The organism is Uliginosibacterium sp. sgz301328, from assembly GCF_041807905.1.
GTDB lineage: Bacteria > Pseudomonadota > Gammaproteobacteria > Burkholderiales > Rhodocyclaceae > JBGVSA01.
In genome coordinates this window covers 65,891-79,249 of the sequence record NZ_JBGVSA010000005.1, presented here as the reverse complement: position 1 = coordinate 79,249, position 13,359 = coordinate 65,891, and the positions used below count along the sequence as shown (strand labels likewise).

At 67.3% G+C, this 13,359-nt stretch carries 11 protein-coding genes; 2 read left to right on the top strand and 9 right to left on the bottom strand.

Annotated features, from left to right (window positions below; all coding sequences use genetic code 11):
• Positions 1-22: 22 nt before the first annotated feature.
• Positions 23-1,021 carry a glycosyltransferase family 9 protein gene (locus tag ACDA63_RS05400; protein ID WP_373662176.1) on the top strand — a complete coding sequence of 333 codons (999 nt, stop codon included), beginning with the start codon at positions 23-25 and terminating at the stop codon, positions 1,019-1,021.
• Complete coding sequence (locus tag ACDA63_RS05395) at positions 1,018-3,090, top strand: S9 family peptidase (protein ID WP_373662175.1); 2,073 nt, start codon at positions 1,018-1,020, stop codon at positions 3,088-3,090. Before ACDA63_RS05400 ends, ACDA63_RS05395 begins: the two co-directional genes overlap by 4 nt.
• Here the strand turns inward: ACDA63_RS05395 and ACDA63_RS05390 are convergent.
• Genes ACDA63_RS05390 through ACDA63_RS05350 form a run of 9 tightly spaced genes read right to left on the bottom strand, consistent with a single transcriptional unit; the run spans position 3,065 to position 13,349 of the window.
• Entirely contained in the window at positions 3,065-4,354 is a 1,290-nt protein-coding gene (locus ACDA63_RS05390) for a glycosyltransferase family 4 protein (protein WP_373662174.1), read from the bottom strand. The two genes, ACDA63_RS05395 and ACDA63_RS05390, sit on opposite strands and share 26 nt — an antisense overlap.
• Positions 4,351-5,055 carry a class I SAM-dependent methyltransferase gene (locus ACDA63_RS05385; protein WP_373662172.1) on the bottom strand — a complete coding sequence of 235 codons (705 nt, stop codon included), beginning with the start codon at positions 5,053-5,055 and terminating at the stop codon, positions 4,351-4,353. Before ACDA63_RS05385 ends, ACDA63_RS05390 begins: the two co-directional genes overlap by 4 nt.
• Before the next feature lie 43 nt (positions 5,056-5,098).
• Positions 5,099-6,589: a lipopolysaccharide biosynthesis protein gene (locus ACDA63_RS05380; protein ID WP_373662171.1), complete on the bottom strand. Its 1,491-nt coding sequence runs from the start codon at positions 6,587-6,589 to the stop codon at positions 5,099-5,101.
• A complete protein-coding gene (locus ACDA63_RS05375) occupies positions 6,586-7,731 on the bottom strand; it encodes a glycosyltransferase family 4 protein (RefSeq protein WP_373662170.1) in 1,146 nt (381 codons plus the stop codon). The genes ACDA63_RS05380 and ACDA63_RS05375 overlap by 4 nt, the downstream gene beginning before the upstream one ends.
• 16 nt (positions 7,732-7,747) lie before the next feature.
• Positions 7,748-8,740 (bottom strand): polysaccharide deacetylase family protein, encoded by a 993-nt coding sequence (locus ACDA63_RS05370; RefSeq protein WP_373662168.1) that lies wholly within the window; start codon positions 8,738-8,740, stop codon positions 7,748-7,750.
• Positions 8,737-10,047, bottom strand: coding sequence for a putative O-glycosylation ligase, exosortase A system-associated (locus ACDA63_RS05365; protein WP_373662166.1), 1,311 nt, complete (start codon positions 10,045-10,047; stop codon positions 8,737-8,739). Before ACDA63_RS05365 ends, ACDA63_RS05370 begins: the two co-directional genes overlap by 4 nt.
• A complete protein-coding gene (locus ACDA63_RS05360; protein ID WP_373662165.1) occupies positions 10,040-11,263 on the bottom strand; it encodes a glycosyltransferase family 4 protein in 1,224 nt (407 codons plus the stop codon). Before ACDA63_RS05360 ends, ACDA63_RS05365 begins: the two co-directional genes overlap by 8 nt.
• A complete protein-coding gene (locus tag ACDA63_RS05355; protein ID WP_373662164.1) occupies positions 11,260-12,474 on the bottom strand; it encodes a TIGR04063 family PEP-CTERM/XrtA system glycosyltransferase in 1,215 nt (404 codons plus the stop codon). Before ACDA63_RS05355 ends, ACDA63_RS05360 begins: the two co-directional genes overlap by 4 nt.
• Positions 12,474-13,349 carry a glycosyltransferase family 2 protein gene (locus tag ACDA63_RS05350; protein ID WP_373662163.1) on the bottom strand — a complete coding sequence of 292 codons (876 nt, stop codon included), beginning with the start codon at positions 13,347-13,349 and terminating at the stop codon, positions 12,474-12,476. The genes ACDA63_RS05355 and ACDA63_RS05350 overlap by 1 nt, the downstream gene beginning before the upstream one ends.
• Positions 13,350-13,359 lie beyond the last annotated feature (10 nt).

Sequence of the window (13,359 nt, the reverse complement as noted above, 5' to 3'; positions counted from 1 at the left end):
GCATATCAACGACCGATTCCCAATGAGCTTGAACATCCTCGTCATACGCCGCGACAACATCGGCGATCTGGTGTGCACACTGCCGATGATCGCCGCACTCCGGGCCCACTACCCCGACGCCTGGATCGGCGCACTCGTCACCCGCTACAACGCCGAAGTGCTGCACGCCAACCCGGACATCGACGAAGTCTTCAGCTATCAGAAGGCCAAGCACCTGGGGCCGGGCGAAAGTCTCGTCAAAAACACGCTGGCGCGCGTTCGCCAACTGTGGTCGCTGCGGCAGCGCAAGCTCGACCTGATCCTGCTGCCTGCGTCCGGCACGCAGCGCAGCGCGCAGCAGATGGCCACCCTCATCGGCGCGGCCCGCGTCCTCAGCCAGGACGATGTGCCCGCCTCGAACGAAGCCCGCCACGAAGTCGAACGCACCGCCAACATCCTGCGCGCGCTGGGCGTGGCCACGAATCCGCTGCCCGCCGCGCACGTCGTCCCCCGCCCCGAACTGCGCGAAGCCTTGCGCGATCGTCTCGCGCCGCGCGATGGGGGCCCGCTGCTCGGCGTACACATCAGTTCGCGCAAGCCTTCGCAACGCTGGCCGGCGGAGCGCTTCGTAGAACTGATGCGTGCGCTGCACGCGCGCAGGCCCGGCGTACGCTTCGCGCTGTTCTGGTCGCCGGGCGCCGAGAACAATCCGCTGCATCCGGGCGACGATGACAAGGCGCGCGCCATTTTCAACGCCTGTACCGACGTGCCGCTGGCTCCCTGCCCGACGCATTCGCTGGCCGAACTCATCGCCGGACTGTCGCTCACCGACGCGCTGCTGTGCTCCGACGGCGGCCACATGCATCTTGCCGCCGCGCTGGCCAAGCCCATCGTCGCCATGTTCGGCCAGTCCGACGTTGCACGCTGGCACCCCTGGGACGTGCCCTATCGCGTGATCCAGCCGGCCAGCCACGCAGCCACCGATATTTCCGTCACCGAGGTCGTCGACGCGCTCGCCTCCCTGGACGCGCGCCTGGCATGACGATCGAATTCGACCTCTCGGGCACGCCGCCCATCGCCGCGCGCCGCGACCGCAAACTCACGCAGCACGGACACACACGCATCGATCCGTATCACTGGATGCGACGCATCGATGATCCGGCGCTGCGCGCCTTCCTCCAGGACGAGAACGAATACGCCGCCCGCGCGATGGCGCCGACGGTGCCGCTGCAAGAGTCGCTCTATCGCGAGATGCTCGCGCGCATCAAGGAAGCCGACCTGTCGGTGCCGGTCAGATTCGGGCCGTGGATGTACTACAGCCGCACCGAAGCCGGTCAGCAATATGCCATCCACGTGCGCCGCCGCATCACGCCGGACGGCTGGGAACGATCGCCCGAAGAAGTGTTGCTCGACGAGAACGCCGAGGCGCGGGGCCACACGTTCTACGAGGTGGGTGACTACGAGGTCAGCCCTTCCGGCATGCTGCTGGCCTGGGGCGAAGACACGCGAGGCAACCGCCACTACCGGCTGCGGGTGCGCAATCTCGCCACCGGCCGCACCCAACGTTTTGCCATCAATCGCGTAGCGAGCATCGCCTGGGCAGCCAATGATGAAACGCTCTTCTACGTCACCGAAGACACGCGTACGCATCGCGCCGACCGCCTGTGGCGCCTCGATCTGAAAACACGAGAAAAAACACTCATCTTCGAAGAACGCGACGAACGCTTCAATCTGCTCGTCGCCAAGACACGCAGCCAGCAACTGCTGATGATGGTGTCGGCCAGCCATACCACCAGCGAGACGCGCATCCTGCCCGCCGACCAGCCGCTCGGCCGCTGGCGCATGGTGCGCCGTCGCCGCGCCAACATCGAATACGAGGTCGATCACCACAGCGATCGATTGTTCATCCGCATCAACGATACGGGCCCGAACTTCCGCCTCGTCGAAGCGCCGCTTGCCGATCCGGTCGAAGCCAACTGGGTGGAGCGCATCGCGCACGCCGATGGCATCGTTCTCGAACAGATCGATCTCTACCAACGCTGGCTGGTGGTGTCGGAGCGCATGGCGGGCGTGCCGCAATTGTCGATCACCGATCTGCAGGACGCGACGACCCATCGCGTCGCGTTCGATGATCCGGCCTACGTCGTGGATATCGAAGACCTGCCGGAGTGGGACAGCGCCACGCTGCGCTACACGTACGAATCGTTCACCACGCCCGATTCGATCTACGAATACGATCCCGCCACGCGGCAGGCGACGCTTCTCAAGCTCACCCCGGTGCTCGGCGATTTCGATCCCGCGCACTATGTGTCGGAACGCATCCACGCGGTAGCGGCCGACGGCACGCAGATCCCCGTTTCGCTGGTACGTCGGCGCGACACGCCGCTCGATGGCACGGCACCGGTGTGGCTCGACGGCTACGGCGCCTACGGCATGGCCAATGACGCGTGGTTCTCCAGCACTCGACTGTCGCTGCTCGATCGCGGCTGGATCTTTGCCCTCGCGCACGTGCGCGGTGGCGGCGACCTGGGCCAGCGCTGGCACGACGGCGGTCGGCTCGCCAACAAGCGCAACAGCTTCACCGACTACATCGCCTGTGCCGAACGCCTGGTCGAAGGCGGCTACACCTCGGCGGGCCGCATTCTCGCGCAGGGCGGCAGCGCAGGCGGCCTGTTGGTGGCAACCGTGCTCAATCTGCGTCCCGAACTCTTCGGCGCGGCCATTCTCGAAGTGCCGTTCGTGGATGTGGTCACCACCATGCTCGACCCGAGCCTGCCGCTGACGGTGGGCGAATACGAGGAATGGGGCGACCCGCAGCGCGCCACGGACTATCGCCGCATGCTGTCGTGGTCGCCCTACGACAACATCGCCGCGCAAGCCTACCCGCCGATGCTGATCGAAGCGGCGCTGCACGACAGCCAGGTAATGGTGTGGGAACCGGCCAAGTACGCTGCGCGTCTGCGTGCCTCCAGGACCGACGCGAATCCGCTGTTGCTCGTCACCCACCTCGAAGCGGGACATGGCGGCGCATCGGGCCGCTACGAGCAATTGCGCGAACGCGCGCGGCAGGTGGCTTTCGCGCTGACTACGATGGCCGCACGCGGCGCATGACGCGGCTCATGGCTGCCTGCGCATTCAGGCGCAGCAGCACCGGATCGAGCCATTCGGCAGAGCGCAGGCGCAGCGTATCGATGGCACGCCGCGCGCCGCCGTCGCGCTCATCGAGCGCCCGCTGCAGTTGCGGCAACCATGGCGCGGTCCACGCGACGTCCTGCAGTTCGGCAATGTCGCGCCTGGCGCGCGCGCCGAGCAGCCGGCCGAGGTTCGCATCGTCGTGCAAGCGCCGCATGGCCTGCGCGGCTTCCGCCACGTCGACATCCGCCCACTGCGCCGCGCGGCCGCAGAAAGCCGGCGAATAATGCCACTCCGCACCGGCCGTCGACACCAGGCGGTACGGCAGCAGGATGGAATTGCGCGCATTCATGAAATCCATGTTGCCCGAGTAGCCGGTGGCGATCACCGGCAGACCCAGCCACATCGCCTCCATCGCCCCCAGTCCCAGCCCTTCCGCGCGGTGAAACGACAGATACGCATCGCAGGCGCCGTACAGCCCCATGACGTCGGCGTAGTCCAGTGTCTCGATGATGAGATGCACGCGCCCATCATCGATCACGCGCTGCAACAGTCTGCGCATCAGCGGACTGGCCCGCGCCAGCGCCGGATCGCCGTTGCATTTGAGCACCAGATGCGCGTCCCGCTGCTGAGGGGGAAAGGCGCGCGTGAAGGCCTCGATCAGCGCCTCCGGGTTCTTGCGCTGCACGCCGCTGAACAGATCGAAGCTCGCGCAGAACAGATAGGCATCTTCCGGCAGACCGAAGCGGCGACGCACATCAGATCGGGCCGCAATGTACAGATCGCGCGGCAAGGCGTGGGTCATCAGGAAGCTGCGCGAGCCGCTCACCGAAGTCTCGATCGCCTGCTTGGTGAACTGGCTGCCCGCCAGGGTCGCGTCGAACAGCGCCAGCGCCGGACGCAGCGCACGCGGGATGGCGGGTAACTCCCAGAAGACGTATGCAGCGTTACGGAACCGGGGCGCGAGCAAGCCCGACAGGCGCCGCAGCAGAAAGGCCGGCAGCGTCTGGACCGCCGCGCACATGATGTTGTGACGGAAAGGCAATTGTTCGACGCTGCTTACCAGCGGGATGTCATGCGCTACGCGCGCCCGCTGCACACCGGCCAGACCATCGATATCCAGTCCCACGACATCGTGCCCCGCCTCGCGCAGCACCTGGACCAGCATGCGAACGCTCACGCCCAGCCCCATGGCGGCGCCGAGGTAGCCGATCACGTTGAATCCGGCGGCGCTCCGATTCATGCCGACACCGCCCGGCGCGGGCGCATGGCCGCCACAAGGTTGGGGTCGAAGCTCACGACCTGTCCGTCGTAGTACAAGCGGCCGATGACGTATTCCACGCATCGCCGACCGAGGTCGCGGGCGCGCTGCTGAAGGCTCTCGCCCGATCGCGCGGGGGCATCGGCAAACAGCAGGTCCATGCCGGCCTGATCGGCGATCTGGCGCAGCATGCCGCTGCCGATGAGCGTGCGATGCGTCATGTCGCCGCGCTGGTAGATGCCGGACAAGGGGCTGTCGCCGTTGGGCACGCGCACCAGCATCACGCCCTGCGGCGCCAGACGGGCGCGCGCCTCTTTGAAAAAGGGCACAAGATCCTGCACATCGATGTGCTCGCATACATCGAAGGCCGTCAGCAGGTCGTACGCGGCGGCCGGTACGGCCGCGAGATCGTTGAAGGCGCTCACGCCATGGCGGGTCGCCAGTTCGCGCAGCACCGGGTTCAGCTCCACGCCGTCGCAGCGGTGCCCCTCACCCCGTGCCCAACCGATGAAGGCGCCGTTGCCAAAGCCCACGTCCAATACGCGCAACGCGCGCGATGGCAACGGCAGGCGCGCCAGCTCGGCCGCAAACTGGCGTGCGACCGGCGCGCGGCAAGTGCCGAACTGGGCGGGCTCCCAGCCTTTCCATGCGGCATATTGCTCCCCGTAGGATTCCTCGACCATCACGACGGCTCCGCAGTCTCGGAACCCGGAATATCGCGAAACGTCATGACGTTTCGTTGCGTTCCAGGTTCTCAGGGCGGCGGCCGAACCAGGGAGCCACGCGCCGGAACAGCATCGATTCGACACCTTCCGGTCGCCCGCAACGGTGCCACGAAACAGCCATCCACCCACCGTACACGACGGCGCCCAGCGCCACGCGCAGCGCCAGATCGAGCAACGCCGACGCACTCATGACGGGCATCCACCACAGCACGGACGCCATCAGCAGGCAACCGGCGAGCGGACGTGCCACCTGCCGCGCCAGCTCGCCGAAACGCAGGCCATGGCGATGCCCGAGCAGCACCCACAGCGCCACGATGGGCACGCTCGAACACAGCTTGGCGGCAGCCAGGCCTGGTACACCATGGCTCGCCGAGAGCGGAATCGCAAAGACGCCGAACAGGATCAGCTCGCACCATGACATTTTGGCGAGCACGCGCGACTGTCCCGTCGCCATGAAAATCGTGTAGTACGGTCCGACGATGAAGCGCACCGCGCCTAGCAGTGCAAAGGCCTGCAAGTAGGGCACGGCAGCCGCCCACTGCGCGCCCAGCAGCACCGCCACGGCCGGCTGCGCCACCAGCGCCAGCCCCACGCCGGCCGGCAGCGTGAGCGTGTTGACGGCAGCCACGGTCTTCATCAGCGCGCGGCGCATGCGCTCGGGCTCGCCCTGCATGGCAGCCAGTACCGGCAACAGTGCGCGATTGATCGGCGCGCCCAGTTCGGTCGACACCATCGTGCCCAGTTCGCTCGATACGCGGTACAGGCCCAGCTCGGCTGGCGTGCCGATGCGGCCGGCGGCGAACTCATCGATCTTGCTGGCGAAGTAATTGCCGATGCCCGACACCAGCAGCCACTGCGAGTACGACCACAACTCGCGCACGTGCCGCAGCGACCAGCGCGGGCGGTAGGCGTGCAGCACATAGCTGAGCACGGCCCCCGACAGGTGACCAGTGAGCACGCCGATCACCAGCGCCCAGTAGTTGCGCAACCCCCATGCGCACGCCACGGTCACCACGAACGAAATGATCTTGGCGATCACGCCCAGTCGCACCTCGAGCGCGAAGTCCAGCTCCTTGCGCGCCAGCAGCGGGCCCACGCTGCCGCAACCGGCGATCACGAAACCCAGGCTCAGCGCCCACATGACGGGCGACACGCGCGGCTCCTTGAAGTACCACTCGGCCACGGGCGCGATCGCGGCCACCGTGGCGGCGACGATCAACGACTCGATCACCTTCATGGTCCATGCCGAGTCGGCGTACTCGCGCGTGGCGTTCGGCTGGCGCAGCAGCGCATTGTCCGCGCCCGAGGCAAGGAAGACCTCCACCAGCCCGGTGACCAGCATCGCCATCGCCACCACGCCGTAGTCGTCGGGCAGCAGCAGGCGCGCCAGCACAATGGTGCTGACCAGCCCGATGGCGCGTGTAAACCAACGCAGGGCGAGCGACCAGAGCGTGCCGCGCAAGAGCGCACCGGTCATCTGCGCCGAAGTCATGCCCGCACCTGCGATGCGAGCACCGGTGCCGCGCGGCGCGACAGCGTTGCGGCAATGGCCGCGTCGATGATCGCCGCGCTGCGCGCAGGCGCCAGCTCACGCGCCACGGTCGCATGTCCGGCGCGGGCCAGCGCCGCGCGACGCTCCGGATTACCCAGCAGCTCAATGCAGGTACGTGCGAAATCCTTGGCATCGACAGCCATGAGCAGCTCGCGCCCCGATTCGAACAATCCACGGAAGCCCGCCAGGCTGAACGGCGTGAGCACACACGTGCGGCCATGGGCCAACGCTTCGGGCACTTTGATGTTGCTCCCGCCGCCAAGGCGCGTTGGCGAAATGGCGAACGCGCTGTCGCGGTAGGCCTCGCTCAGATCATCCACGAAGCCCGGGGCCCGCACGCCATCGATCCGGTTCCAGTGTTCCCGCACCTCGGGTGAGGCGGCACCGACGATCAGCAAGCGGGCTTCGGGTACGGCACGGCGTACCGTAGGCCACACGGCCGAGGTGAACCAATCCATCGCGTCCGCATTGGGGCGATACCACAGCGCGCCGACAAACAGGATCTGCAGCGAGGGCCGGTCGAAATCCGGCGTCGCCGCAACGGCGCGCGGCGCGTTGGGGAGAATGTCCCCACGCAGGCCAGGCAGGCGGTCGCGGTCACGCTGCGATACGAAGAGATAGTGATCGAAGCGGTCCAACTGTCGATTTGCCAAGGTGCGCCCCACCACCTGGCGAGCAAGATCGACCATCGCACGCGCATCGCATCGCCCGGACCACAGCAGCGGCGAAATATCGTCGAGGTCGACCAGCGTCGGCACGTGCGCCGGACACGGCAGCTTGCACAGCGGATAAAGGTGATGGCCGACCGCGAGATCGTAGTCCGCCAGCGATCGCCCCAGTGCCAATTGCACAGGTGCGACGAGCGCGTGCGCCGGCGCAAAGCGGTTGATCCCGCCAGCGCGCGGGCGCCATTCCAGCGCGGCGTGGACGCCCGCTTCCGGCGCGGCGACGACACCGTCGCGATCCGCTTCGCGCACCATCACCACGTCCACGTCGCCATGGCGCTGCAAGGCGCGCAGCAGCAAGGCGGTGCGCTGCTGCCCACCAAATGAATCGCCGAACGGCGAATGCGGTACTGCCATCAGGATACGCATCGCATCAGCCCGGCTGCACCGCGGGCACCCGCTCGCCCGCGCACGATTGCGGACGGCGGCGCGACGACGCCAGGTTGCGCGCCATGCGCAGGCCGAAACGCAGGCGTGTGTCGTCCCATGGTGTGAAGCGCGGCAGCTCGAATACGTCGTCCCCCAGGCGCGCCGCGCCCGGTGCGGTCGACACGGCGTAGGCGAAGCCTTGCGCGCGGACCATGTCGACATGCTCGCGAAGATAGTCAGTGTCCGGCTTGCCATTGGGATACGCGAAACCCGTCACTGGCTCGCCGATGATGTCCTCCAGCGCGGCGCGCCCGCGCGCGATTTCGTTGGCGGCATCGACGCGGTTCAGCCGCGCCAGGATCGGATGTGTGGCGGTGTGCGCGCCGATCTCCATGCCGGCGCGATGCAGGGTGCGTACGCCTTCGGGGCGCATCATCAGCGTCGGCGCGGCGCCGCATCCCGAGCGGCGTTGTACTTCGTGCACGGCCTCTGCGCGCGCCAGCGGCGGCAGGTATTTGATCTGACCGATGAGTTGGGCGATCGCCCGGCGGCGCGCGTCCACCGTGCGCAGCGAATAATGCCCCAGCGGGCCGACATCCAGCTCATCGAGCGTACTGGCGCGCACGGCTTCGATGATGTCGTCATTCCACATGCAACCACCGCCGAGAAAATCGCTGGCGATGAAAAAGCTCGCCGGCATGCCATGACGTTGGAGGATGGGCAGCGCGACCTCAACGTTGTCCGCATAGCCATCATCGAAAGAGATCGCCAGCGCACGCGCCGGCAATTCGGCCGCCTGCAGGCGCGCGACGGCGTCGCGCAGCGGCAGCACCTGAAACCAGCGCGCCAGCCACGCCAGGGTAGCGTCGAAACGCCGGGCGTGCATCTCGCCCGGGAACAGCGGATCGCATTGTGCGGTGACGCGATGGAAGATCAGGATCGACAGGCGGGCATCGCGCCCCTTCGGCGAGAGTGCCTGCAGGAGTGAATGCATCATGAGTTCACCGCCTGCGCCGGCCGTGCGAAACCATCCTCGCCGCGCGGCACGAGTTTTCCGTCGACTTCGAGCTCCCACATGCGCGCTTCGAACCAGCGCCGCGCCACCACGCCCAGCACCAGGATGTTGTACGGTAGATCGAAGTACGCCAGGCTCAGGAACGCGCCCCCCACCGCATAGCCCGCCAGCGCCACCTGCCCCATCGCGCCGAGGTCGCGCAACCATCGCGTCTCGGGCATGGTGCCGCCACGCCGGCGCAGCCAGCCGAAGTTGAACCACGTGCACGTCCACATCAGCAGCATCAGCGCGAGCCCCATGAAGCCATGCTCGCCCAGCACCTGGAAGTAGATGCTGTGCGCCGCGTGGATGTCGGCGGGGTCGGGCGCGTAGCGCGCAAAGATGTCCTGCTCGTAGATGGCAAAACCGCCGCCCACAGGCAGGCGGTCCACTGCCAGGTTCCATGCCATCGACCAGGCATTCAGCCGCCCCATGGCCGAGCCGTCCTCCTCGTACGCCTCGATGGTGCCCATGCGCTCGTACCATTCCTGCGGCATGAGCGACAGCAGGGCCAGGGCCACGGCAAAGATCGACAGACCCACTGCCAGCTTGCGCTCGCTGCGCCACCAGAACACCGCCCCCATCGCCACGATCGCCACCAGCGCGCCACGGCTGTGCGAACCGATGGCAGCAAAGGCCGACAGCACCATGCAGGCGAGCAAGGCGTTGCGCATCCAGCGCTTGGGCGCCTGCAGACGCAGGAACTGCATGAGCGGGATGACCACGATCAGCGCCAGTGCCAGCTCGTTGTTGCCTTCGATGAACGAGCCCGGCGGTCCCCACACGCGATAGTTACCATTGGTAAGCAGCGTGAACAGGCCGCCCTTGGTCCCGAACCAGCCGATCGAAAACACCACTGCGCAGGCGAACGCCATGATCTGGCGACGGTCCTGCAGCGCATAGATGGCAACCAGCGTCATGAGGTTGATCTTCATGACGCGATCCCACATCTCGTAGCTCTGGTCCGGGTAGAAGGTGAACGCGAACATGAGCGTCATCCACAGCGAGAACAGCACCAGCAGCACCACTTCCGGTCGCCACGCCATGCCCTTGCGATCGCGCGTGATCACCAGCCCGAGTAGCGTGCACGCGGCGATCAATGCCGCCACCGGATAGTTTGAGATGTGCCACAGGTAGCGGTGCGGATTCATCATGCTGATGATGGTCCAGCCGATGATGCCGATCCACGGATGGCGCAGCGCGTACACGGCCGTGCCCACCAGCAGGATCAGGAAGCCAAGGTCACGCATGGATCGCCTCTCCGTCGATGACGCGGCGGAACAGCGCGACTTGCGCGTCGGTGGTGTCCTGCCACGAGAAGCCTTCGGCGTAGCGACGCACCGTCTGCCGCGAAGGCGCGCGGGCCAATTGCAGGGCGATGGCGCGTGCGAAGTTCGCACCATCGCGCGCCTCCACCAGCGAGCCGACCGCGTCGCTCCTCACGACTTCCGGCGTGCCGCTCACAGCGGTGGCGACCACCGGCGTGCCGCAGGCCATGCTTTCCAGCAATACGTTGGCCCAGCCTTCGCGGCTGGAAGCCAGCACCAGCAGATCGGCCGCGCTGTACCAGTGGGCGAGTTCTTCGTTGCGCACGGCGCCGGCAAAATGCACGCGCGCGCCCACGCCCAGCCGTTGCGCCTGCGCATGGAGCGATTCGCGCAGCGGGCCTTCGCCGACGATCGCCAGATGCGCCTCGGGCATCCCGCCGAGCGCTGCCAGCGCGTCGATGGCGATGTGGTGCCCCTTGCGCTCAATGAGATGCCCCACCGACAACAACAACGGCATGTCGCCTTCCACGCCCAGTACGCGGCGCAGCGGCTCGCGCGGTTGCGGAGAGAAACGTTCGAGATCGACGCCGTTGCGCATCACGTGCAGCTTGGCCCGATCCGCGCCCTGCGCCGCGAGCAGTTCCGTGAGCGATGCGCTCACGCCGATGGAAGCCGCCGCGCGCCGTGCGGTATCGCGGATCAGCCGGCGCGGCCAGCGGAATTGCGGGATGAGGCTCAGGTCGCTGCCGCGCGCCGTGACGACGAAGGGTTTGCCGAACCAGCGCGCCAGCATGCTCGCGGCGACACCGTCCGGATAGTAGTAATGCGCGTCGATAAGATCGAAATCCCATCCGTCGCGGATCAACGCCGCCACCGTGCGGCGCGCGCCGAGCGCCAGCGCCCACGGCGCGATGTTCATGCCCACGCGCGGAGGCAGCACGTAGCGCGGGTGGTGCACCTCGATGCCTCGTCGCACCTCGTGCGCCGGCGTGGCGGCCATGCGCGCCCAGTCGCCGAAGCGCTCGTGCGTACTCGGAAACCATGGCACCGGTGCGACCACGCGCGAGTCCACCTCGCCGCTATCGAGCAGATGACGCAACCGCGTCTCGACAAATATGCCGTGATGCGGCCGCGTGCTCGACGGGTAAAGCGTCGAGAACAACAGCGTGCGGATGGGGTGCGTGCGCGGCGGCATCATGCGCGCGCTCCATGCGCCAGTCGTTCGTAGATCGGCTCATAGCGCGCCACGCTGTTGGCCCAGGTGCGTTCGCGCTCGACGAAGGCGCGACCGTTGGCGCGCAAACGCGGCCATGCGTCGCGCGCATCGAGCAGCCGCAACACGGCCTGGGCGAGCGCATCGGCGTCCCCCGCGCGGAACAGCACGCCGGTTTCGCCATCGCGGATCAACTCCTTGTGCCCGCCAACGTCGGAGGCGACGAACAGACGCTCCTGCGCCATTGCTTCCAGCGGCTTGAGCGGCGTGACCAATTCAGTCAGGCGCATCGGGTGGCGCGGATAGGCGAGGATGTCGACCAGATCGTAATAACGCTGCACCTCACCGTGCGGCACGCGTCCAGCGAACACCACCGCATCGGCCACGCCCAGTCGCTGGGCCTGGGCACGCAGGGCGGCCTCTTCCTGTCCCCCGCCGACGAGCAGGACCTTGAGGCGCGGCTGGCGCTGCAACATGCGCGGCAAGGCGTCGAGCAACAGGTCGAGCCCTTCGTAGGCGTAGAAGGAACCGATAAACCCGACGACCACGGCGCCCTCCAGTCCGAGCGAACGTCCGAGCGCCGCGTCCGCCGCGCCACCGGGCGAGAAGCTGTCGACGTCGACCGCGTTGGGAATGACGGTGACCTTGTCGGCCGAAATGCCGCGCGAGAGCATGTCGCGGCGCAGCCCTTCGCAGATCGTGGTGACCTGGTCGGCGCGACGCAGCGCCCAGGTTTCGAGCGCGCGCGTGGTGCGGTAGCGCAGGCTGCCTTCGCGGGTGGTGCCATGGTCAACGGCGGCGTCTTCCCAGAAAGCGCGCACCTCGTACACCACCGGAATGCCGTGGCGACGCCCCACGCGCAACGCGGGCAACGCATTGAGCACGGGCGAATGTGCGTGCAGCACGTCCGGCGTCAATTGCATGACGACGCGTTCGAGGCGCGACTCCAGCGCGCGCATCAATGCGAATTCGCGCATCACGGGCATGCGCGTCATCGGCCCGGCGGGCGGCGTGGTGCGATAGAACTCCAGGCCGTCGACCTCTTCGAGGCCACGCGAGCACGCGCCCTGCTTCGGCGACGTCAGGTGGAAGGTCTCCCATCCGCGCAGACGCTGCTCGCGCACGATGGCGGCGGTGCGGAACGTGTAGCCGCTGTGCAGGGGCAGCGAATGGTCCATCACGTGCAGCACGCGCATCAATGTCTCCCTGTCAGCGCGTATTCGTTTCGCATGCGCCGCAAGGCCAGCCAGTCGAACAGCGTATCGGCCCCCCGCCATGCCAGGCGCGGCGCGGTGTCGGCCAGCGTGGCGAGGTCTTCGACGCGCGACGGCATGGCGGCGAAGCCCTTGGCGAGGAACACTTCGCGCAGCGCCAGGAACTGATACCGGCGCACGCTGTAGCGAATGCGGCGACGCCAGTACATCGACACATCGCCGGGCGCGGTCGGATTGATCGAATCGAACGCGAAACCCGCTTCGGGGACCGGGCGTACACGCGAGTCGTCCCAACGCCCCGGCACCGGCAGCAGATCGAACTTGGCGAAGGCGCCGACCAGGGAATCCTCGCCCACCAATCCAATCGGCATGCGAATGCCCGCGCGCCGGATGCGCTGCACGAAATCGCCGCGCAATGCGTAGAGGTTGCCGGCCAGTTCGCGATTGCGCGCCATGAGCGGACGCACCCGGCGCATGGAGCGCCCGGTCACCGGCAACGCGGCGGCGGCCTGCGCGTGCGGGTCCGTCCTGAACGCATCGAGCAGGCGCGACACAGCGTGTTGGGTGAAGTAGCAATCGCCGTCGCAGAACACGTAGTGATCGGCCTCGCCCGCGAGTTGATGCACGAACTCATTCCACGCGTTGGCCTTGTCGCCGCGCGCGATGTCGGCCACGCGCACGGTCACGCGATCGGCAGCACCCGTCGACCAGGCGCGGGCGATGTCGGCCGTGTGGTCGCGGCAGCCATTGGCGAGCACCACGATGTGCACGCGCAGCCCTTCGGTGGCGCCATGCAGGCTGTCCAGGCAGCGCTGGATGCGGCGTGCCTCGTTGTGTGCGAATACGGCAATGCTCACGCGCATGTCG